The sequence below is a fragment of the Aromatoleum toluvorans genome (assembly GCF_012910905.1).
GTDB lineage: Bacteria > Pseudomonadota > Gammaproteobacteria > Burkholderiales > Rhodocyclaceae > Aromatoleum > Aromatoleum toluvorans.
The window spans coordinates 15,976-37,663 of the sequence record NZ_WTVN01000010.1; the positions used below are offsets into that span (position 1 = coordinate 15,976).

A 21,688-nucleotide genomic window follows, 5' to 3' on the forward strand; every position below is an offset into this window, starting at 1 on the left:
GAGGAGTGGGGATGGACCTGTCCGATTGGATTGTCCGTCGCGCCGGGCTGACGCCCGACAAGGCGGCAATCCGCTTTCCGGAGCGCGACCTGACGTACGCGGCCTTCGCCGCGGACATTGACCGTCTCGCGTCGGCGCTGCACGCGTCCGGCGTCGAGCGCGGCGACTGCGTCGCGTTTCTCGGCTACAACCGCCCCGAGACGCTCGCAGCGCTGTTCGCCTGCGCGCGTCTCGGGGCGCTCTTCATGCCGTTGAACTGGCGCCTCGCCGGCCCCGAGCACCGGCAATTGCTCGATGATTGCCCGCCGACGGTACTGCTCGTCGAGCCACGCTTCGTCGCGCAGATCGATGCATTCCGCGATGCACTTGCCGGGGTGACACTCGTCGCGCTCGGTGCGCCACCACCCGGCTGGATCGCCTTCGACGACCTGATGCGGCGCGGCGGCCTACCCGTACCGCAGGACCCGCGCGTCGGCCCCGATACGCCGCTGCTGATCTGCTACACGTCGGGCACGACCGGCAAGGCGAAGGGTGCGCTTCTCACGCAAGACGCGCTCGCCTGCAACGCCGCGAACAGCGCAGACCTGCATGAACTTACGGCCGACGACCGTATCCTGACGACACTGCCGCTGTTCCACGTCGGCGGTCTCAACAACCAGACGACCCCTGCCCTGTCGCTCGGCTGCACGGTCGTCCTGCATCCCAGGTTCGACGTCGACGCGACCTTCGACGCGATCGAGCACGAGCGCATCACGCTGACCGTGCTCGTGCCGGCGCAGATCGAGGCGATGATGGCGCACCCGCGCTGGCCGAAGGCGGATCTCTCCAGTCTGCGGATGATCACGACGGGCTCGACGATCGTGCCCGACCGGCTCTTCCGCGCGGTACACGAACGCGGCATCCCCCTCGTGCAGATCTACGGATCGACCGAAACCAGCCCCATCGCCGCCTACGTGAAGGCCGCCGACGCGTACACGCACGCGGGTTCGGCGGGACGTCCGGCGCGCCACTGCAGCGTTCGCGTCGCGGCCGAAGGCGGCACGGACGCGAAGACGGGCGCGAGCGGCGAAATCCTCGTGCGCGGGACGAACGTGATGGCCGGTTACTGGAACAACCCACAGGCGACCGCGGCGGCACTCAAGGACAACTGGTTCCACACCGGCGACATGGGGCACTTCGACGCCGACGGTTGGCTGTGGGTCGACGGCCGCAAGAAGGAAATGATCATCTCGGGCGGCGAGAACATCTATCCGGCCGAGATCGAGAACCTCCTCGCCGAGTCGCCCGACATCGCCGAAGTGGCCGTCGTCGGCCGCCCCGACGAGCGCTGGGGCGAGTGCGTCGTCGCGGTCATCGTCACGCACGAAGGCTCGACGCTCGATGCGGACGGCGTGCTCGGACTCCTCGACGGCCGCATCGCCCGCTACAAGCTGCCCAAGGAAGTGTTGTTCATCGACGAACTCCCGCGCACCGCACTGGGTAAGGTCCGCAAGGACGAAGTGCGGCGCCTGGTCGCGCGCAAAACGTTCATGGAGCACATCTGATGACATTGAAAATCGGAATCGACGTCGGGGGCACCTTCACCGATTTCGTCGTTACCCGCGACGGCGCCGAGCCGGCGATCTTCAAGACGCTGTCGACGCCGTCCGACCCGTCGATCGCGGTGGTCAACGGGCTGACCGAGATCGCCGCGAGCATGCATCCGCCGATGACGCTCGAAGCGTTCGCGCCGACGATCGCCACGATCGTGCACGGCACGACCGTGACGACCAACGCGACCCTGACCGGCACCGGCGCGAAGAGCGGCCTGCTGACGACGGAAGGCGTGCGCGACGCGCTGGAAATGCGCCGCGGCGTGCGCGAGGAGCAGTACAACAACCGCTACACCAACGTGAAGCCGCTCGTGCCGCGCTTCCTGCGCGCGGGCATCCCGGGCCGGCTCGATCGCGACGGCAGCGAGACCGCGCGGCTCGATCTGGATGCGGTGAAGGAGGCGATCGCGCTCTTTCGCCGTGAAGGCGTGCAGGCGGTGTCGATCTGCTTCATGAACTCCTTCGCCAATCCCGCCCATGAGCAGGCCGCCGCCGAGCTGGTGCGGCGCGAGTTGCCGGCCGCCTACCTGTCGGTATCAACCGACCTGCTGCCGTCGATCCGCTTCTATGAGCGTGTCAGCACGACGGCGCTCAACTCCTACGTCGGGCCGAAGCTGAACCATTACCTGGACCAGCTCGTCGGCCGCTTGAAGGGCATCGGCTTCGACGGCCTGCTGCTGATCATGCAGTCGAACGGCGGCGTGATCTCGCCGCAGCTCGCACGCGAGAAGGCAGCGCTGACGCTGCTGTCCGGCCCCGCCGGCGGGCCGGGCGCGGGCCTGCACTACGTGCGCATCCATGGCCAGAACAAGTGCATCGTCACCGACATGGGCGGCACGAGCTTCGAGGCCTCGGTGGCGGTCGATGCGCCGATGATCAAGAACGACGGCGAGATCGCGCGCCACAAGATCGCGCTGCCGATGCTCGACATCCACACGATCGGCGCCGGTGGCGGCTCGATCGGCTGGCTCGACGAAGGCGGCCTGTTGCGCATGGGCCCGCAGAGCGCCGGCGCGGACCCCGGTCCGGCGTGCTACGGCAAGGGCGGACGGCTGCCCGCGACGACCGATGCGAACGTCGTGCTGGGCTACCTCGACCCGGACTTCTTCGCCGGCGGGAAGATGAAGCTCGACGTGGCCGCCGCGCGCACCGCGATCGAAGAGCACATCGCGCGGCCGATGGGGCTCGGCATCGAGGAGGCGGCGGCCGGCATGTACCGCGTCGCGTGCAACAACATGGCGCAGGGCGTGCGCGAGGTGACGATCAAGCGCGGCTTCGATCCGCGCGAGTTCCCGTTCATCCCCGCGGGCGGCGCCGGCCCGATCCACTCCTGCCTGATCTGCGATGAACTCGAGATCCCGCTGCAGATCGTCCCGCGCGAATCGTCGGTGCTGTGCGCGTTCGGCATGTTGATGAGCGAACTCAAGCACGACTTCGTGCGCACTTTCGTGTCGCGGCTCGACGCGGCGGATTGGACGAAGCTCCAGGACATCATCGCCGCGATGGCCGTCGAAGGGGCCCGCCAGCTCGACGAGGAGCGCATCCCCGAGGAGCGCCGCCGCTTCGACGTGAAGCTCGACTGCCGTTACGTGAAGCAGTACCACGAGGTCTCCTTCGTCGTGCCGCAGGCGCTGATCGCAACGGGTGACGCCGCAGGCATCGCACGCGCCTTCCACGCCGAGCACAACCGGCTGTACGGCTACTCGCTGGAAGCCGAGAACACGCCGGTCGAGATCATCAACGTGCGCGTGCAGGCGATCGGGGTCACCGACAAGCCGGTCGCGCGCCACGAGTCGTGGGCGGGCGAGGATGCGGCGCACGCGCTGAAGGGCCGGCGCGCCGTCTATATCCCAGAGACCCGGAAGTTCCGCGAAGTCCCGGTCTATGACGGCCACCGCATGCGCCACGGCAACCGCATCGAAGGGCCGGCGATGATCGAGCAGGAGACGACCGCAATCTTCGTGTCGGCGTCCTTCGACTGCGTCGTCGATGCGCTGGGTTCGTTTGCGCTGTACCGCAAGGGGCGCGAAGACCTCGTCGAGTCGTGCATCGAGGAGAAGAAGGAGGCGCTGGCATGAGCATCCTCGGACTGATGTTTCGCGCCCGGCGCCGTAGGGCGGATGAGCCGCGCAGCGGCGTTATCCGCCGTATGCCGGCTTCCGGCATTGCGCATTCGGCGGAAGGCGCTTCGCTTTTCCGCCCTACGTTTCGCACCAAGGAATGGAGGGTAGTCCCGTGACCACGGCCAAAATCGACCCGATCCTGCTGTCGGTCTACGCGCGGACCTTCCGCTCGATCACCGACGAGATGAGCATCTCGATGGAGCAGACGACGCGCTCGCCGATCCTGTGCGAGGCCAAGGACTATGTCACTGGCCTGTACGACGGCGACGGCAACATGCTGGAGCAGACCGAGAACCTGCCGATCCTCGCGTTCTCGCTGGCGCCGGTGTGCAAGTACATCAAGGACTACTTCGGCGACGACCTGCACCCGGGCGACGTGATCTTCCACAACGACGTATTCAGCCTGGGCAACCAGAACAACGACGTCGCGGTGTTCAAGCCGGTGTTCTTCGAAGGCCAGCTCGTCGCCTGGACAGCGGTCAAGGGCCACCAGGCCGACATCGGCGGCGCCGTCGCAGGCGGCTACAACCCGAACGCGGTCGAGGTGTGGCAGGAGGCGCTGCGCATCCCGCCCGTAAAAGTCGTCGAGAAAGGCAAGCGGCGCAAGGACGTGTGGAACCTGATCTTCGCCAACGTGCGCCTCGACATCGTGCAGCACGACATGAAAGCCGAGATGGGCGCCTGCACCGTCGGCGAGCGACGCTTCCTGGAGCTGATCGCGAAGTACGGCGTGGCGAGCTACGAGTCGCACAAGCAGGCGCTCTTCGACGCGACGCGACGGATGATGGAAGCGGAGATCGCGAAGATCCCGAACGGGCGCTACTCGGGCGAGGGTCGCGTGTATTACGACGGCCGCCATGTCGGTTCGGAATTCACGATCCGCGTCGACATCGAGGTCGAGGACCGCGCCATCCGCTTCGACTACTCGCGCACCGACGCGCAGACCAACGGCTTCGTGAACGGCACCTTCACGTCGAGCGCATCGGCGACGATCCTGACGCTGCTGCAGATGGTGAACCCCGACATCCCGCACAACGAAGGCATGGTGCAGCCGATCGAGATCGTGATCCCGGAAGGCACGATCCTGAACGCGGCCTACCCGAAGGCGACGACCTTCGGCAACCACCTGTGCCCACCGAATGCCGACGCGATCCAGCGCGCGCTCGCGCCGGTGATGCCCGAGCGCGTGACCGCGGGCTGGAACAACCTGCTCGCGAGTCTGACGACCGGCATCGACCCGAAGACCAACGAGAAATACGTCGACATCGGCTTCATGGGCCTGAAGGGCGGCTCGGGGGCGATGCTCGGCACCGACGGCTACGACCACATCGGCATGATCGACGCCTCCGGCGGCGTGCTCGACCAGGACTACGAGATGTTCGAGCAGCAGACGCCGCACCGCCTGATCCGCCACGAGCTGCTCGCGGATTCGGCCGGCGCCGGCGAATGGCGCGGCGGCCTGGGCGTCGAGACCATCTTCGAGATCGGCTCCAACGACACCCAGCTCGTGACCTTCGGCGACGGCGACTTCGAGCCGGCGTTCGGGCTCTTCGGCGGCGGCGAAGGGGGCTTGAACTTCATCCGCCTGCATTATCCCGACGGCACGACCGTCGTGCCGAAGAACAAGGACCTGATCACCGGCGTGCCGAAAGGCACGATCTACCACCAGGTCGCGAGCGGCGGTGGCGGCTACGGCGATCCGAAGCGGCGCGATCGCAAGCTGCTCGCCGAGGAGATCCGCAACGGCGTCATTTCGGAGAAGGCGGCGCGCGAGCTGTACGGCTACGAGCCGGAAAAGGTTCCGGCATGAACTTCGACCTCACCGACGAACAGCGCGCGATCCGCGACACTTTCGCGCGCTTCTGCGACGAACGCATCGCGCCGCAGGCCGCCGCGCTCGACGAGGCGCACGCGTTCCCGCGCGCGCTCTTCCGCGAGCTCGGCGAGCTCGGCTTCTTCGGCATGCGCTATCCGGAATCGGTCGGCGGCACCGGGCTCGCGCTGACCGAGTTCTGCCTCGCGCTGACCGAGGTCGCGCGCGGCTCGATGTCGCTCGCCGGCGCGGTCGCGATGCAGTCGCTGATGGGCACGAAGTTCCTGCAGCTCCTCGGCAACGCCGACATCGTCGAGCGTCTGTTCAAGCCGGCGCTGCGCGGCGACCGGATCGGCGCGATCTGCATGACCGAGCCGAACGCGGGCTCGGACCTCGAATCGATTGCGACCACCGCGACGAAGGTCGACGGCGGCTACGTGATCAACGGCCAGAAGACCTGGATCACCTCCGCGCCGCTCGCCGATTTCTTCACGGTGTTCGCGCGGGCCGGCGAGGAAAGGAAGCTGACGATCTTCCTCGTCGAGAAGGAGTTCAGGGGCCTCACCGTCGGCCGCGAAATCCACAAGATGGGCGTGTGGGCGCTGCCGACCTCCGAAGTCGCCTTCAACGACTGCTTCGTGCCGGACAGCCACCGCCTTTCGAAGGAGGAAGGCGACGGCGAGGGGCATCTGAGGAAGACGCTCGCCGAGATTCGCATCATCACCGGCGCGATGGCGCTCGGCGTCGCGCGCGCGGCGCTGGATGAAGCCGTGCGCTACGCCGGCGAGCGCCAGCAGTTCGGCAAACCGATCAACCGCTTCCAGGCGATCCAGCTGAAGCTCGCGGAGATGGCGACCGGGCTCGAAGCGGCGACCGCCCTCGTCCACCGCGCCGCCTGGCTGTGCGACGCGAAGCGCCCGCATCACAAGGAGGCCGCGATGGCGAAGCTGTTTGCGACCGAGACCGCCGCCTCGATCTGCGACCAGGCCGCGCGCGTGCTCGCGTCCTACGGCTACGCGATGGAGTACCCGGTGCAGCGCTACCTGCGCGACGTGCGCTTCACGCTGATCGGCGGCGGCACCAGCGAAATCCTCAAACTCGTCATTGCGAAGGAGGTCAGCGCATGAACGACACCGCACAACGCCGCATCCGCGTGCTGCTCGCGAAGCCGGGCCTCGACGGCCACGACCAGGGCGCGAAAGTGGTCGCCCGCGCGATGATGGACGCGGGCTTCGAGGTCATCTACACCGGCCTGCGGCAGACGCCGGAACAGGTCTCCCGCATCGCGCTCGACGAGGACGTCGATGTCATCGCGCTCTCGTCGATGGCGGGCTCGCACCTGCCCTTCTGCAGGAAGCTCAAGCCGCTGCTCGAAGCGAACGGCCTCGACGACAAGCTGTGGATGATCGGCGGCAACCTGCCGGCGCAGGACCACGATGCGCTGCGCGAGCTCGGCTTCAAGGGCATCTTCCCGACCGGCTCGAAGCTCGACGCGATCGCTGCGTATATCCGGGAGAACGCCGCATGAACGACCGTGCGCAGACGACCGTGAAACGCGTCCTCAACGAATCCGGCCTCGAAGTCCAGCAGCTCTACACCGCCGACGACGTCGCGGCCAGCGGCGGCGACGCGATGATAGGCCTGCCGGGGGAATATCCCTTCACCCGCGGCATCCATCGCGAGATGTACCGCAAGCAGCCTTGGACAATGCGCCAGTACGCGGGCTTCGGCAATCCGCAGGACACGAACCAGCGTTTCAAGTACCTGATCGCGAACGGCCAGACGGGCCTGAACGTCGCGTTCGACCTGCCCACGCAGATCGGCCTCGACTCGGACGACCCGCTCGCCGCCGGCGAGATCGGCCGCGTGGGCATGTCGGTGGACACCTTGCGCGACTTCGAGATCGCATTCGAGGGCATCGACCTCGAGAAGATCACCGTGTCGATGACGATCAACGGTGCGGCGGCCATCGCGATCGCGATGTACCTGGCGATGGCCGAGAAGCGCGGCTACGACGTCAAGCAGCTGCGCGGCACGGCGCAGAACGACATCCTCAAGGAGTTCATCGGCCGCGGCACCTGGATCTTCCCGGTCGAGCCGTCGATCAAGCTCGTCGGCGACACGATCGAGTACTGCGCGCAGCACGCGCCGAAGTACAGCCCGGTGTCGGTGTGCGGCTACCACATTCGCGAGTCGGGCGCGACGCCGGCCGAGGAGATGGCCTACGCGTTCTGCATCGCCCGGGCGTACGCCGATGAGGTCATCGCACGCGGGCTCCACGTCGACGAGTTCGCCGGGCGGCTGTCGTACAACTTCAACATCTTCGGCAACCTCTTCGAGCAGGTCTGCAAGTTCCGCGCGGGCCGCAGTCTGTGGGCGAAGATCATGAAGGAGGAATACCAGGCGGAGAAGCCCGGCTCGATGTGGCTGCGCATGATCGCGGCGGGCGGCGGCGGCGGGCTGACCTTCGAGCAGCCCGAGCTCAACATCGTGCGCGGCGCCTATTACGCACTGATCAGCGCGCTCTCGGGCACGCAGACGATGGCGTTGTGCTCGTACGACGAGGCCTACACCATCCCGACCGAGTATTCGGCACGCATCTCGCTGCGCACGATGCAGATCCTCATCGCAGAGATGGGCCTTACCGAGACGGTCGATCCGCTCGGCGGCTCGTACTACGTCGAGACGATGACGAACCAGATGCGCGAGAAGATGGAGCAGATCATCGCCGAGACCGACGCGCAGGGCGGCATCGTCAAGCTCGTCTCCGAAGGCGCGATCCAGGCCAAGGTGTCCGCGCAGGCCTACAAGATGCAGCGCGACATCGAGAGCGGCAAGTTCCCCAAGGTCGGCGTCAACTGCTACCGCAACGACCAGGAGGACGAGCATCCGGTCGACTTCCACCCCTACAACGAGGACGACGCGCGCGTGCAGATCGAGTCGCTGAACCGCGTGCGCGCCGAGCGCGATGCGGAGCGCGTCACGCGTGCGCTCGCCGCGGTGGGCGAGGCCGCGCGGGCCGGCACGAACGTCATGCCGGCGATCGTCGAGGCGGTGAAGGCCTACGCGAGCGTCGGCGAGATCACGCAGGAACTGGTGAAAGTGTTCGGACGGTACCAGGAACCGATCCGCTTCTGAGGAAAAGCACGGAACGGAACAACGCGTAGGGCGGAAAAGCGAAGCGCCTTCCGCCGCATGTAATCCGGGTTTCAGCACCATCAACAGACGAAACACATGCGGCGGATAACGCCTTCGGCTCATCCGCCCTACGAAATGCGGCACGAAGGACCGATTTGATGACAAGTTCTGAGGAAATAATATGACGGGACTGGAACGATATGCCGCGCCGCAGAGCCTCGACGAGGCGCTCGGCATCCTGCAGCAGGGCGAGGTGACGATACTGGCGGGCGGCACCGACCTGATGCCGCAGACGAAAGCCGGCCGCATCGCATTCAAGCCGACGCTGATGAACATCGGCCGCGTCGCCGGACTGAAGGGCGTCACGCTCGACGGCGGACACCTGCGCATCGCTGCCCTCACCACGATCAGCGAGCTCCTTCGCGATCCGCTCGTCGCGCAGCACGCGCCGGTGCTCGCCGAGGCTTGCGATCACTTCGCGAGCGACCAGATCCGCAACGCCGGCACGCTCGGCGGCAACATCAACAACGCCTCGCCCGCGGGCGACACGCTCGTGCCGCTGATCGTGCTCGACGCGGAAGTCGAACTCGCCTCGAAGCCCAATGGCAGCGTCAGCACGCGCCGCATGCCGCTCGCCGAGTTCTTCACCGGCCCGGGCAGGACGAAGCGCGCCGGCAACGAGTTGCTGACCGCCGTGCGCATCCCGCTGCCGAAACCGGGTCACGTCGCACGCTTCTACAAGTTCGGCACGCGCCCCGCGCTCGACATCTCGACGATCTCGATCGGCATCGCCGGCATCAAGCGCGACGGCGCGCTCACGGATACCCGCGTCGCCTTCGGCGCGGTCGCCCCGACGCCGGTCCGCGCCCCGCGCACCGAAGCCGCACTCGAAGGTCGCCGCCTCGACAGCGACGCGATCGAAGCTGCCGCCGGCGCCGCGCGCGACGAGGTGAACCCGATCGACGACGTGCGCGCCAGCGCGTGGTACCGCAAGGAACTGATCCACAACATGACCAAGAGGATGCTCGACCATGTTGCTCAAGCATGACATCGAATTCACGCTGAACGGCGTCACAAAAAGGCTCACCGTCGACGTCACGATGAACGCGCTCGACCTGCTGCGCGACGTGGTCGGGCTGACCGGCACGAAGTACGGCTGTGGCGAAGGCGAGTGCGGCGCGTGCACGATCCGCGTCGATGGCGAGACGCGCAATTCCTGCCTGATGTTCGCCGTCGATTTCGACGGCCGCGACATCGTCACGATCGAGGGACTCGCCGCCGACCCGAAGGCCGATGCGCTGCGCGAGTCCTTCGTCGAGCACGGCGCGGTGCAGTGCGGTTTCTGCACGCCGGGCATGGTGATGCAGGCGTCCCACATCCTCGACGCGCATCCGGATGCCGACGCGGAGACCATCAAGCGCGGCCTCGAAGGGAACCTGTGCCGCTGCACCGGCTACAAGAAGATCGTCGACGCGGTCGAATCCGCGTGCTGCGGCGGCCGATGAGGAGAACGACAGCATGAACGTCGCAGAAAAACCCGTCATCACGGCCGACTCGCTGATCGGCCAGCGCATCCAGAAGAAGGACGCGCCCGAGAAAGCCGCCGGCAAGACGCGCTACATCCAGGACATGATCGTGCCGGGCATGCTGCACGCGAAAATCCTGCGCTCGTCGCGCGTGCATGCGCGGATCAGGAGCATCGACACGTCGGCCGCGAAGGCGCTGCCGGGCGTGCATGTCGTCCTCACCGCGGCGGATGTGCCGGACCAGCAGCCCATCGGCGTGGCGCGCGACCATCTGCCGCTGAAGGGCGAACGCGTGCGCAGCCTGCGCGACGAGATCGCCGCCGTCGCCGCCGACAGCGAGGAGATCGCCGAGGCCGCGCTAAAACTGATCCGTGTCGAATACGAGGATCTGCCGGTCATCGCCACGCCCGAGGACGCGGTCAAGGCCGACGCGCCGCTGATCCACCCTGCCCCGCTCGACGCCGACGGCAAGCCGAAGACCGTGCCGCCGAAGACGCCGATCGCGTTCGCCGGCAAGGCGGACAACATCGCGATGCGCTTCGACTACACGCACGGTGACGTCGCCGCTGCCGAAGCCGAGTCCGATGTCGTCGTCGAGGACACGTTCCAGCTGCATTACGTCACGCACTGCTGCATGGGCGTGTCGGGCGTCATCGCCGAGTTCGACGCGTCCGGCAACCTGCTGATGTATTCGAACACGCAGGTGCCCTTCCTGCACAAGCGCGAGTTTGCGGAATATCTCAACATCGACCCGAGCCGCGTGCGCATCATCCAGCCGCCGATCGGCGGCGGCTTCGGCTCCAAGCTCGACATCTACCCCTTCGAGGTCATCTGCATCTTCCTCGCGCGCGCCGCGAAGCGCCCCGTGAAGATGGTCTTTACGCGCAAGGAAGAGTTTCTGGCCTCGCCCACGCGCCAGCCGGTGCTGCTGACCTTGCGATCGGGCTGCAGAAAGGACGGCACGCTGACCTTCCGCCAGGTGCACACACTGCACGACAACGGCGCCTACACATCGTGGGGCGCGACGACGCCCTTCGTGATGATGCAGACCTTCTCGTCGTTGTACCGCGTGCCGGCCTGCGACTACCACACGACGGTGGCGTACACGAACAACCCGTACGCCGGCTCCTTCCGCGGCTACGGCAACCTCCAGGCGACCTTCGCCATCGAGCAGCACATGGACATGCTGGCCGAACGGATCGGCATGGACCCGCTCGACTTCCGGCTGAAGAACGCGCAGGAGGCCGGCGAAGTCACCGGCCAGGGCATGACGTTCAAGAGCTGCGGATTCAGGGAGTGCCTGACAACCGCGGCCGAGCGCAGCGACTACCGGAAGAAGCACGCCGACAACCTCGCCCACCGCGACGCCCCGGGACCGGTGAAGCGCGGCATCGGCATCGCGTCGATGCTGCACGTCGGCGGCGGCGCGAAGATTTATCCGTCGGACGGCTGCGGCACGATCCTGAAGCTCGATGACTTCGCGAACGTCACGCTCATCACCGGCGCCTCCGAGATCGGCCAGGGCTCGGAGACGGTGCTGTCGCAGCTCGTCTGCGAGGAGCTGGGTCTGCCGATCTCGGCAGTCACCGTCGTCAATAACGACACCGCGATCACGCCTTGGGACGTCGGCGTACACGCGAGCCGCACGACCTTCATCGCCGGCAATTCGGCAATCGGCGCGGCGCGCAAGGCCAAGGCGAAGATCCTCGCGGCGGCGGCGAAGAAGCACGGCTGCGACGAGGCGACGCTGGACCTGCGCGGCGGCTTCGTCGTCGTTGCCGAGACCGGCGAACCGGTCGTCGAGCTCGCGCGCCTGATGCGGAACCTCCACTTCTCCGACAAGGCCGAGCTCGTCATGACGACCTTCTACTACGAGCCGCCGAGCGTGCATCAGGACAAGGCCTTCAAGGGCGACGTGTCGGCCGCGTACGCGTGGGCGGCGCAGGTGGTCGAAGTCGAGGTCGATACCGACACCGGCATCGTGAAGATGACGAAGGTCACCGGCACCCACGACGTCGGCCGCGTGCTCAACCGCCTCGGCCTCGAAGGCCAGATCGAGGGCGGCGTCGTCATGGGCCAGGGCTACGCCCTGACCGAGAACCTGATCGTCGAAAACGGCGTCACGCGCAACCCGAACTTCCGCGACTACAAGCTCGTGACCGCGCCGGAGATCCCGGAGATGGACATCACGTTCGTCGAGTCCATGGACGGCGAAGGTCCGCAGGGCGCGAAGGGCGTCGGCGAAGCGCCGGCGATCTGCATCGCCGCAGCGGCTGCGAACGCGATCTACAACGCGACCGGGGTGCGCATCTTCGCCCTGCCCTTCACGCCGGAAGCGGTGTACCGGGCGCTCCGCGGCAAGGCCGAAAAGCCGCACTGGGAAGCGTGGCAGCCGGAATGAGCATCGAACGCCAGGGGGCAGCCGTAGGGCGGATGAGCCGCGTAGCGGCGTTATCCGCCGTATGCCATTCGGCGGAAGGCGCTTCGCTTTTCCGCCCTACGTTCTGCGAGGCCCAGACAACGCTCAACGAGTGGAGGGTAGTCCAATGAAACGCCGTACGATCCTGTCGATGGAGCAGGCGCTGTCGATGCCCTACGCGACGCTGCGCTTTGCGCAGCTCGGCTGGCGCGTGATCCGCCTCGAATCCACACCGGCCGGCGACGGCCTGCCCGGCGACCCGAACCGCTACATCGGCGGCAAGGTCGCCGACGACGACCGCCGGACCTATTTCATCGCCCCGAACGTCGGCAAGGAAGCGATCGCGCTCAACCTCAAAGAGCCCGACGGCCAGGCGCTGCTGAGGCGCCTGCTGGTCGTACTCGACGTCGACGTCTTCTGCTGCAACACCGTGCCGCGGCGCTACAGGCAGCTCGGCATCGACTACGAGACCCTGAGCGCCGCGAAGCCCGACCTGATCTGGGCCGGCATCTCGGCGATGGGGCCGGACTATCCGGATGCGCCGGGCTACGATCCGGTGCTGCAGGCGATGGCGGGCTACATGGAGCTCACCGGACCCGCCGACGGCCCGCCGACGCTCGCCGGGGTGCCGATCATCGACCTCAAGTCAGGCGACGAGGTCTACGCGAACGTGATGATGGCGCTGCTGGAGCGCGCCGAAACGGGCAAGGGCACGCGCATCGACGTGTCGATGCTTCAGGCGGCGGCATCCTGGCTCATCACGACGCTGCCGCTGCTCGATTTCGACTGCCAACCCGCCGAGATCACGCGCTGCGGCAACGAACATCGCAAGTTCATCCCGACCAATGTCTATCCGACCGCGGACGGCTTCATCTACATGGCGATCGGCAGCGACGTGCAGTGGAAGCGGCTCACCGAGATCCCGAAGTTCGCGTCGATCGGCAGCGCCGCGCGCGCAACGAACGAAGGACGGCACCGCGAACGCGACGCGATCCACCGCGACGTCGCCGCTGTCACCAGCCGCTATCCGACCGCCGGGATCGCCGCCGACTTCCGCGACGCGACGATCCCGCACGCGCCGATCCACGACATCCCGGCCGTGCGCGAAATGGAGGCCATCCGCCGGCGGCTGACGACGACGCGCATGCCTGGCGGCAAGCTCGTGCATATGCAGCCGATGGCGGTGAACGTGACGGGTGCCGATGGCGAGGAGCTGCCGTTTCCGCCGCGCTACGGCCAGCACACCGACGCGGTGCTGCGCGAGGCCGGCTGCAGCGACGACGAGATCGCCCTGCTCCGCACCCGCGGGATCGCTGCGGGTTAGCGGCGCAGGTTTGTCATGCGACACCCCACCGGGAAGGGTGCCGCCCTCGACTTGTGAAACCCGGAGCCCATCGACGGCGAGAGGAGCGCGCGGCCCGATCCGCGCGACAAGAGGTCCTTGTGGTCCACACCGTAGGAGAGATCAGAACATGAAGACGCTTGGCATTGGGTTGGCGTTGTCCGGACTCGTGCTGACAGCATCCCTGTCGGCGCACGCCCAGGTGAAGATCGGCGTCGTATCGTCGGCGACCGGTCCCACCGCGCTGGTCGGTATCCCGCAGAAGAACACCGTGCAGCTGCTGCCGCCGAAGATCGGCGATCTCACCGTCGAGTACATCGCACTCGACGATGCGAGCGACCCGACGGCTTCTGTCACCGCCGTGAAGAAGCTGATCTCGGAGCAGAACGTCGATGCGATCATCGGCCCCTCGGGCTCCCCCAACGCCATGGGGGTAATCCAGTTCGTCGCCGAAGCGGGTGTGCCGCTGCTCGCCCCGGTCGGCACCGCCGCCGTCGTCACCCCGATGGACGACAAGAAGAAGTGGGTGTTCAAGACCACCCAAAACGACGACATCATCGCCACGGCGCTCGTCGAGCACATGCTCAAGAGCGGCGTGAAGACGGTCGGCTTCATCGGCACCGGTGACCCTTACGGCGAGAACTGGCACAAGGTGTTTTCCGCGCTCGCCGAGAAGAACGGCCTCAGGATCACCGCGAACGAACGTTTCCAGCGTTCCGACACCTCGGCGACCGGCCAGTGCCTCAAGCTCGTCGGCGCCAACCCCGACGCGGTGCTGATCGCCGCACCGGGCGGGCCGTCGGTGCTGCCGCAGACCACGCTGCACGACCAGGGCTACAAAGGCAGGCTCTACCAGACGCATGGCGCCGCCCTGCCCGATTTCCTCAAGCTCGGCGGCAAGAAGGTCGAAGGCACGATCCTCGCCGCGAGCCTGATGCTGGTGCTACCCGAGATCGCCGACAGCAATCCGTCGAAGAAGGTCGCGGCAGAGTACATCGCCGCCTACGAGAAGGCCCACGGTGCGAGGCCCGCCACCTTCGGCGCCAACGTCTTCGACGCCGGTCTCTTGCTGCAGCAGGCGATTCCCACCGCGGCGAAGGTCGCGAAACCTGGCACGAAGGAGTTCCGCGCCGCGCTGCGCGACAGTCTCGAGCATACCCGTGAGCTCGTCGGCACCCAGGGCATCTATAACATGAGCGCGACCGACCACAGCGGCTTCGACGAGCGCGGACGCGTGCTCATCGCGGTCAAGGACGGCGCCTGGACGTTGGCGAAGTAAGTGGCGAATCGGTCGTCGCATAGCCCGTAGGGCGGAAAAGCGAAGCGCCTTCCGCCGAAATGTCAGTGGATGGTGAGGCACATGCGGCGGATTACGCCTTCGGCTCATCCGCCCTACGGTTCGTGGCTTGCCGCGCCCGCAAAACAAAAAGGGGGCTCGCGCCCCCTTGCTCGTCCCGAAAGATCCGATGCTTTACATGCGGCAGCCGCGCGCGGGATCGGCGAGCGCCTTCTCGGCGACGCCGACGAGCTTGTTGTCGCGGCCTTCGGCCTTGCGCAGGTAGATGTCCTGCACCGGGTTGTGCGCTTTCGACAGCGTGAAGGCGCCGCGCGGGCTGTCGATCTTCGCCGCCTCCATCGCCTTGATCATCTTCGGCTGATCGAGCTTGCCACCCTTGACCGCATCGAGGCCCACGCGCAGCAGCTGGGCGGCGTCGTAGCCCTGCGCGGCATACACGTCGGGCTGCATCTTGTAGGTCGTCGCGTACTTGTTGCGGAAGGCCGTGTCCTTGGGGTTCGTCAGGCCGTCGGCGTAATGCAGCGTCGTCAGCAGCCCTTCTCCCGCGCCGCCCATCGCATCGAGCGTACCGTCGGTGAGGAAGCCCGATGCATACAAGGGGATCGCCTTCTTCAGGCCCGCGGCGTCGTAGTCCTTGACGAACTTGGCCGCGCCTGCGCCGGCGAAGAACACGAACACCGCGTCGGGCTTGAGGTTCGCGATCTCGGTCAGGAGGGCCTGGAACTCGACGTTCGGGAAGGGCAGGTAGAGTTCCTTCGCGACCTTGCCGCCGGCCTTCTCGAAGGCCTCCTTGAAACCGCCCACGGCCTGTTCGCCGGCCGCGTACTTCCACGTCAGGGTGACCACGTTCTTGTGCCCGCGCTCGGCCGCGACCTTGCCCATGCCGTAGGCCGGCTGCCAGTTCGTGAACGAGGTGCGGAACACGTTCGGCGCGCACAGCGGGCCGGTGAGCTCGTCGGCGCCAGCGTTGGGCACGATCAGCAGCGTCTTCGTGTCGCGCGCGACCTTGGCCATCGCCAGCGCCACGCCCGAATGCACGGTGCCCACGAGCACATCGACCTCGTCGCGCTTGACGAGCTTCGACGCGTTCTCGGTCGCCTTGGACGGATCGGATTCGTCGTCGACGACGAAGTACTCCACCTCGCGCCCGCCGAGCGTGCCGCCCTGCTCCGTGACGTGCTGCTTGAAGCCGTTGGTGATCGCGGTGCCCAGCGCGGCATAGGTGCCGGTGTAAGGCAGCATCAGCCCGACCTTGACCTTCTCGGCGGCATGCGCCGCACCAAGTGTCAGTGCGCCGAGTGTCACGGCGGCGATGCCGCGGACCACGTTGGCTCCATTCTTCCTGGTCATTCCCGTCTCCTCCGGTTATTGGTATGTGGGCGTAAACCGCTGCCGGTCGCCCGCGCCGGTCAGGACCCGTTTCCGTCTGCGCGGAATCGATCCCGGGCCCTTCAATGATTTTCGTATCCAGCCGTTACCGATATCAGGGTTTGCCCTCGCGCAGCCGGAAGCGCTGCAACTTGCCGGTCTCGGTGCGCGGCAGCGAATCGCGGAATTCGACTGCACGCGGGTACTTGTACGGCGCGATCGTGCGCTTGACGAAGTCCTGCAGCTCGCGCACGAGCAGTTCCCCCACTCCGCGGCCGGGGCGCGGCACGACGAAGGCCTTGACGATCTGCCCGCGCTCCTCGTCGGGCACGCCGATGACCGCGCATTCGGCGACCGCCGGATGCTGCATCAGTGCGTCCTCGACTTCCGGCGCGCCGATGTTGTAGCCGGCCGACACGATCATGTCGTCGAGCCGCGACTGGTAGTGGAAATAGCCGTCGGCGTCCATGGAGTACGCGTCGCCGGTGTAGTTCCAGCCGTCGCCGACGTAGTTGCGCTGGCGCGAGTCGTCGAGGTAGCGGCAGCCGGTCGGCCCTTTCACGGCGAGCCGGCCGACAGTGCCGACGGGCACTTCGCGGCCTTCTTCATCGACGACGCGCGCGCGATAACCCGGCACGACGGTGCCCGTCGCCCCCGGGCGGGCGTGCTCGGCGTCGGCGGAGATGAAGATGTGGAACATCTCGGTCGCACCGATGCCGTCGATGATCTCGATGCCCGTCGCGTCCTTCCACAGCGCCCGCGTCGCCGCCTGCAGCACTTCGCCCGCCGACACGCACTTCACCAGCGGTCCGCCCATGGGGGCACCGAGCCGGCGTTCGCGCACGCCCTCGGCCATCGCGCGATACGAGGTCGGCGCAGTGAAGAGGATCGTCGCGCCGAACTCGCCGATCGCGTCGAGGAGCCGCGGCGGGGACGCCTGCTCGAGCAGCACCGTCGATGCGCCGACGCTCATCGGGAACAGCAGCAGGCCGCCCAGCCCGAACGTGAACGCGAGCGGCGGGCTGCCGATAAAGACGTCATCGGGCTGCGGCCGCAGAACGTGCGGCGGCCAGCAGCGGCAGGCGGCGATGACATCGCGGTGGAAATGCATCGTCGCCTTCGGCTGTCCCGTCGTCCCTGAGGTGAACGCGAGGATGCAGGTGTCGTCGGAGGCGGTCGCGACGGCGTCGAACTCTCCGGGCTGGCGCGCCATCGCCGCTTCGAGGCCGCCGCCGGACGGGTCGCCGAAGGAGACCACCTGCCCGACGGACGGACGCGTCGCCACCGCCTCGTCGAGCTCGCCGCGCAGCGCGTGCGCGCACAGCGCATGCGTGACGCAGCCCTTGTCGAGGATCTGCCCGAGCTCCTTCGCGCGCAGCAGCGGCATCGTCGCCACCGCGATCGCGCCGGCCTTCATGACCGCGAACCAGCAGGCAGCCAACATGGGGCTGTTCGGCCCGCGCAGCAGGACGCGATTGCCCGGCACAACGCCGAGCTCATGCACGAGCACGTTCGCGATGCGGTTGGCGTGTCCCAGCAGGTCGCGGTAGGTCCAGCACAGCCCGCCGGGCGCACGCACGCAGACACGGTCGCCGTCGCCGGCGAGAACACGGCGGTCGAGCAGCTCGACGGCACAGTTCACCAGCGGGGGAAACTGCAGCGACGGTAGCTCGAACAGGAATTCGGGCTGCAGCTCGGGCGGCGGCAGGCGATCGCGCGCGAAGGTATCGACGTGACTCGTCACGATGGCATCTCCCCTGTTGGCGTGAATTCAGGATGGTGACGGATTCCGCGCGCGGTGCGCCCCCCCATGACGGGGAGCAACGCGGGCGCCGGATCGGTGTCGGCGCAACCGGGCCGTCGAGCCCTCAGTCGGACACTGCCGAGAGATGCGCCTTCAAGCGGTCGAGCAGCTTCAGCATCTGCCGCTTCTCGGCATGGTCGAGCCCGGCCAGCAGGCCGACGACCCATTGCTCGTGCTCGTGCGCCATCCGGTCGAACTGGCGCTGGCCCTCGGGCGTGAGCATCACCGTGAAGGAGCGCCGGTCGCGCGGATCGTCGCGCCGCTCCACCAGGCCTTCCTCGGCGAGCTTGTCGGTCAGCCCGGTCACGTTGCCGCCGGTCACCATCAGCAGGCGCGACAGATCGCTCATCTTCAGCCCTTCCGGATGACGATCCAGCTGCGCCATCAGGTCGAAGCGCGGCAGCGTCGAATCGAAGTTCGTCCGCAGCCGCGTGCGCAGCTGCGCCTCGACGAGGTTGGTGCAGGTCAGCAGCCGCAGCCAGACGCGCAACGCCTCGTGCTCGGCGGCGCGTGCATCGGTCGAGGGGTGGGCGGTGGCGGGCGTGGACATGCGGGGTCGAAGTCGGGAAAACAACAGAAAGGAGCCGAGTCGGCAAAAATACTTTACTCATGAATTAATTCGGTTTCAAGCAAAATCGCCCCGCACAGGGCTCAGTCCGGGATCACCGCAGTGACCTCGATCTCGACTTTCGCGTCGTCCTCGACGAGGTCGGCGACCTGCACCGCCGTCATCGCCGGAAAGTTGCGCCCCATCACCTCGCGGTAAACCTGGCCAATTTCCTTCAGCCGCGCGACGTATTCCTTCTTGTCGACGAGGTACCAGGTCATGCGCGTGACATGCTCGGGGCCGCCGCCCGCGCAACGCACGACGTCGATGGCATTCTTCAGCGCGAGGAAGACCTGCTGCACGAGGTCCTCGCTCGGGAAGCGGCACTGCGCGTCCCAGCCGATCTGGCCGCCGACGAAGATCTGGCGTCCGCGCGCCTCGATGCCGTTCGAGTAGCCCTTGGGCGCGGCCCAGCTCTCGGGCTGAATCACCTTATGAACCATGCTTGTCTCCTTCGGGGGATGCCGTTCGTGACGCGGTCTGCGCCGGCTGTTTCATGAGTTCGCGCGCGACGATGAGCTTCTGCACCTCGGTCGCGCCCTCGTAGATGCGCAGCGCGCGGATCTCGCGGTACAGCGACTCGACCTTGACCCCGACCCTCACGCCCTGCCCGCCATGCATCTGCACCGCGGCGTCGATGACGCGCTGTGCATTCTCGGTGGCGGTCATCTTCGCCATCGCCGCCTCCCGGGTCGTCGGGCGCTTCGCGACGTCGCGCTGCCACGCGGCGCGCGCCGTCAGCAACGCCGCTGCATCGATGTCGGTCGCCATCTCGCCGAGCTTCGCCTGCGTGAGCTGGAAGTCCGCGAGCGTGTGGCCGAACATCGCGCGGCCCTTCGCGTGCGACACCGCCTCGTCGAGCGCCCGGCGTGCGAAGCCGAGGGCGGCCGCGGCGACCGAGGCGCGGAAGATGTCGAGCGTGCGCATCGCGATCTTGAAGCCTTCGCCCGAGGCGCCGAGACGGTTCTCGGCCGGCACGCGCAGGCCCTTGAAGCGCAGCCTCGCGAGCGGGTGCGGCGCGATGACGTCGAGCCGCTCGGCGACCTCGAAGCCGGGCATGTCCGGTGTCACGACGAAGGCCGACAGCCCGCGCGTGCCCGGCGCATCGCCGGTGCGCGCGAACACGCAATACACGTCGGCGATGCCGCCGTTCGAGATCCACGTCTTCTCGCCGTCGAGCACGTAGTGGTCGCCGTCCGCCCGCGCGGTCGTCACGATCGCGGCGACGTCGGAGCCGGCTTCGGGCTCGGTCAGTGCGAACGCGGCGATCCATTCGCCGGATGCGACCTTTGGCAGCACCCGGCGCTTCATCTCGTCGGAACCGGCGAGCGTGATCGCACCCGAGCCCAGCCCCTGCATCGCGAACGCGAAGTCGGCGAGCCCGTCGTGGTAAGCGAGCGTTTCGCGCGCGACGCACAGCGCCCTCGAATCGAGCTCCGGCAGTGCGCCCCCGAACGCCGCCGGCACGCAGTAGCGCAGGAACCCGGCGCGGCCGAGCGCGGCGACGAGGCGGCGGCACGCGGCGTCGGTGTCGTGATGGTCGATCGACGGCATCGCGGCCGCCCAATCGAAGATCGCGTCCGACAGCGCGCGGTGCTCGGGGCCGAAGAACGGCAGGTCGAGGAAGCTGCGGTCCATGGTCTCAGCAGCCTTCGAACTTCGGCTTTTCCTTCGCGGCGAACGCCTGGAACGCGCGCCCGAAGTCGCCGGTCACCATGCAGATCGCCTGGGCCTGGGCCTCCGACTCGATCATCTCCTCGATACCCATCGCCCACTCCTGGTTCAGCATGGTCTTCGTCATCGTGTGCGCGAACCACGGGCCGTCGGCGAGGGTTTTCGCGAGGGCCTGGGCCTTGCCGAGCAGTTCGGCGGGTGCATGCACGGCGCTGAAGAAGCCGCACGCGAGCGCCTCGTCGGCCCCCATCGCGCGGCCGGTCATCAGCAGGTCGGTCGCCTTGCCCTGCCCGACGACGCGCGGCAGCAGCCCGCAGGCGCCCATGTCGGCACCGGCGAGGCCGACGCGCGTGAAGAGATACGCGGTCTTCGCCTCCGCGGTGCCGAGGCGGAAATCCGCCGCGAGCGCGACCATTGCGCCCGCGCCGGCGCAGATGCCGTCGATCGCCGCAACGATCGGTTGCGGCGCGCGGCGCATCGCCTTGACGAGGTCGCCGGTCATGCGCGTGAAGGCAAGCAGTTCGGGCATCGACATCTTGGTGAGCGGCTCAATGATCTCGAACACGTCGCCGCCGGAGCAGAAGTTGCCGCCGGCGCCCTGGATCACCACCGTGCGCACGTCGCTCGCATATGCGAGGCCGCGGAACAGGTCGCGCAGCTCGGCGTAAGAGTCAAAGGTGAGCGGGTTCTTCTTCTCCGGGCGGTTCAGCGTGATCGTCGCGACGCGCCCGTCGGCGGAACATTCCCAGCGGAAATGACGCGCTGCGTAGTCCTTGAAGGGGTGCTTGTGGTCCTGCATCGACAGCTCGGCCATGTTTGTCTCCAGTTGGTTGTGACCCGCACGTCAGTGAGAGCGCGGTAAAAAATTCCTGGCTCGAGGGCCAATTCGTAGGGCGGAAAAGCGCAGCGCCTTCCGCCGCATGGAGAAGCGAAGCCGTGGCCCGACGACCGCGGAATCACGTCGCGACGGTCGCCGGAAACACAA

At 67.3% G+C, this 21,688-nt stretch carries 17 protein-coding genes; 11 read left to right on the forward strand and 6 right to left on the reverse strand.

Features of this window, described 5'->3' with window-relative positions; all coding sequences use genetic code 11:
* Positions 1-11: 11 nt before the first annotated feature.
* The 11 genes from GPA22_RS08450 (at position 12) to GPA22_RS08500 (ending at position 15,232) form a co-directional block, all read left to right on the forward strand.
* Positions 12-1,544, forward strand: coding sequence for an acyl-CoA synthetase (locus GPA22_RS08450; protein ID WP_169255654.1), 1,533 nt, complete (start codon positions 12-14; stop codon positions 1,542-1,544).
* Positions 1,544-3,670: a hydantoinase/oxoprolinase family protein gene (locus GPA22_RS08455; RefSeq protein WP_169255655.1), complete on the forward strand. Its 2,127-nt coding sequence runs from the start codon at positions 1,544-1,546 to the stop codon at positions 3,668-3,670. Before GPA22_RS08450 ends, GPA22_RS08455 begins: the two co-directional genes overlap by 1 nt.
* A 157-nt stretch (positions 3,671-3,827) precedes the next feature.
* Positions 3,828-5,525: a hydantoinase B/oxoprolinase family protein gene (locus GPA22_RS08460; protein WP_343035989.1), complete on the forward strand. Its 1,698-nt coding sequence runs from the start codon at positions 3,828-3,830 to the stop codon at positions 5,523-5,525.
* Positions 5,522-6,655 carry a benzylmalonyl-CoA dehydrogenase gene (iaaF, locus tag GPA22_RS08465; RefSeq protein WP_169255657.1) on the forward strand — a complete coding sequence of 378 codons (1,134 nt, stop codon included), beginning with the start codon at positions 5,522-5,524 and terminating at the stop codon, positions 6,653-6,655. The genes GPA22_RS08460 and iaaF overlap by 4 nt, the downstream gene beginning before the upstream one ends.
* Positions 6,652-7,056 carry a cobalamin B12-binding domain-containing protein gene (locus GPA22_RS08470; protein ID WP_169255658.1) on the forward strand — a complete coding sequence of 135 codons (405 nt, stop codon included), beginning with the start codon at positions 6,652-6,654 and terminating at the stop codon, positions 7,054-7,056. Before iaaF ends, GPA22_RS08470 begins: the two co-directional genes overlap by 4 nt.
* Complete coding sequence (locus GPA22_RS08475) at positions 7,053-8,666, forward strand: acyl-CoA mutase large subunit family protein (protein WP_169255659.1); 1,614 nt, start codon at positions 7,053-7,055, stop codon at positions 8,664-8,666. The genes GPA22_RS08470 and GPA22_RS08475 overlap by 4 nt, the downstream gene beginning before the upstream one ends.
* A 181-nt stretch (positions 8,667-8,847) precedes the next feature.
* Complete coding sequence (locus GPA22_RS08480) at positions 8,848-9,714, forward strand: FAD binding domain-containing protein (protein ID WP_169255660.1); 867 nt, start codon at positions 8,848-8,850, stop codon at positions 9,712-9,714.
* On the forward strand, positions 9,698-10,171 hold the full coding sequence (locus tag GPA22_RS08485) for a (2Fe-2S)-binding protein (RefSeq protein ID WP_169255661.1): 474 nt from the start codon (positions 9,698-9,700) through the stop codon (positions 10,169-10,171). The genes GPA22_RS08480 and GPA22_RS08485 overlap by 17 nt, the downstream gene beginning before the upstream one ends.
* 13 nt (positions 10,172-10,184) lie before the next feature.
* Positions 10,185-12,593 (forward strand): xanthine dehydrogenase family protein molybdopterin-binding subunit, encoded by a 2,409-nt coding sequence (locus GPA22_RS08490; RefSeq protein WP_169255662.1) that lies wholly within the window; start codon positions 10,185-10,187, stop codon positions 12,591-12,593.
* A gap of 145 nt (positions 12,594-12,738) precedes the next feature.
* Positions 12,739-13,935, forward strand: a complete 1,197-nt coding sequence (locus GPA22_RS08495; protein ID WP_169255663.1) for a CaiB/BaiF CoA transferase family protein — start codon at positions 12,739-12,741, stop codon at positions 13,933-13,935.
* Positions 13,936-14,083: 148 nt separating this feature from the next.
* Entirely contained in the window at positions 14,084-15,232 is a 1,149-nt protein-coding gene (locus GPA22_RS08500; protein WP_169255664.1) for an ABC transporter substrate-binding protein, read from the forward strand.
* Positions 15,233-15,424: 192 nt separating this feature from the next.
* Here GPA22_RS08500 and GPA22_RS08505 read toward each other — a convergent pair whose 3' ends face one another.
* The 6 genes from GPA22_RS08505 to GPA22_RS08530 form a co-directional block, all read right to left on the reverse strand.
* Positions 15,425-16,600 carry an ABC transporter substrate-binding protein gene (locus tag GPA22_RS08505; protein WP_169255665.1) on the reverse strand — a complete coding sequence of 392 codons (1,176 nt, stop codon included), beginning with the start codon at positions 16,598-16,600 and terminating at the stop codon, positions 15,425-15,427.
* Positions 16,601-16,733: 133 nt separating this feature from the next.
* Positions 16,734-18,362, reverse strand: coding sequence for an AMP-binding protein (locus GPA22_RS08510; protein WP_343035991.1), 1,629 nt, complete (start codon positions 18,360-18,362; stop codon positions 16,734-16,736).
* A 124-nt stretch (positions 18,363-18,486) separates the two neighbouring features.
* Positions 18,487-18,972: a MarR family winged helix-turn-helix transcriptional regulator gene (locus GPA22_RS08515; protein WP_169255666.1), complete on the reverse strand. Its 486-nt coding sequence runs from the start codon at positions 18,970-18,972 to the stop codon at positions 18,487-18,489.
* A gap of 101 nt (positions 18,973-19,073) precedes the next feature.
* Complete coding sequence (locus tag GPA22_RS08520; protein WP_169255667.1) at positions 19,074-19,472, reverse strand: RidA family protein; 399 nt, start codon at positions 19,470-19,472, stop codon at positions 19,074-19,076.
* The gene (locus GPA22_RS08525) at positions 19,462-20,667 is read right to left on the reverse strand and encodes an acyl-CoA dehydrogenase family protein (RefSeq protein WP_169255668.1); all 1,206 of its coding nucleotides are present in this window, start codon (positions 20,665-20,667) and stop codon (positions 19,462-19,464) included. The genes GPA22_RS08520 and GPA22_RS08525 overlap by 11 nt, the downstream gene beginning before the upstream one ends.
* A 4-nt stretch (positions 20,668-20,671) precedes the next feature.
* Positions 20,672-21,517 carry an enoyl-CoA hydratase family protein gene (locus GPA22_RS08530; protein ID WP_169255669.1) on the reverse strand — a complete coding sequence of 282 codons (846 nt, stop codon included), beginning with the start codon at positions 21,515-21,517 and terminating at the stop codon, positions 20,672-20,674.
* Positions 21,518-21,688: the final 171 nt, after the last annotated feature.

Excerpts from the sequence above, each read along its gene's own strand:
- GPA22_RS08485 (WP_169255661.1), top strand. The coding sequence starts at position 9,698 with ATGTTGCTCAAGCATGACATCGAATTCACGCTGAACGGCGTCACAAAA.
- GPA22_RS08505 (WP_169255665.1), bottom strand. The coding sequence starts at position 16,600 with ATGACCAGGAAGAATGGAGCCAACGTGGTCCGCGGCATCGCCGCCGTG.
- GPA22_RS08490 (WP_169255662.1), top strand. The coding sequence starts at position 10,185 with ATGAACGTCGCAGAAAAACCCGTCATCACGGCCGACTCGCTGATCGGC.
- GPA22_RS08455 (WP_169255655.1), top strand. The coding sequence starts at position 1,544 with ATGACATTGAAAATCGGAATCGACGTCGGGGGCACCTTCACCGATTTC.
- GPA22_RS08450 (WP_169255654.1), top strand. The coding sequence starts at position 12 with ATGGACCTGTCCGATTGGATTGTCCGTCGCGCCGGGCTGACGCCCGAC.
- iaaF (WP_169255657.1), top strand. The coding sequence starts at position 5,522 with ATGAACTTCGACCTCACCGACGAACAGCGCGCGATCCGCGACACTTTC.
- GPA22_RS08475 (WP_169255659.1), top strand. The coding sequence starts at position 7,053 with ATGAACGACCGTGCGCAGACGACCGTGAAACGCGTCCTCAACGAATCC.
- GPA22_RS08500 (WP_169255664.1), top strand. The coding sequence starts at position 14,084 with ATGAAGACGCTTGGCATTGGGTTGGCGTTGTCCGGACTCGTGCTGACA.
- GPA22_RS08495 (WP_169255663.1), top strand. The coding sequence starts at position 12,739 with ATGAAACGCCGTACGATCCTGTCGATGGAGCAGGCGCTGTCGATGCCC.
- GPA22_RS08470 (WP_169255658.1), top strand. The coding sequence starts at position 6,652 with ATGAACGACACCGCACAACGCCGCATCCGCGTGCTGCTCGCGAAGCCG.
- GPA22_RS08530 (WP_169255669.1), bottom strand. The coding sequence starts at position 21,517 with ATGGCCGAGCTGTCGATGCAGGACCACAAGCACCCCTTCAAGGACTAC.
- GPA22_RS08515 (WP_169255666.1), bottom strand. The coding sequence starts at position 18,972 with ATGTCCACGCCCGCCACCGCCCACCCCTCGACCGATGCACGCGCCGCC.
- GPA22_RS08520 (WP_169255667.1), bottom strand. The coding sequence starts at position 19,472 with ATGGTTCATAAGGTGATTCAGCCCGAGAGCTGGGCCGCGCCCAAGGGC.
- GPA22_RS08480 (WP_169255660.1), top strand. The coding sequence starts at position 8,848 with ATGACGGGACTGGAACGATATGCCGCGCCGCAGAGCCTCGACGAGGCG.
- GPA22_RS08525 (WP_169255668.1), bottom strand. The coding sequence starts at position 20,667 with ATGGACCGCAGCTTCCTCGACCTGCCGTTCTTCGGCCCCGAGCACCGC.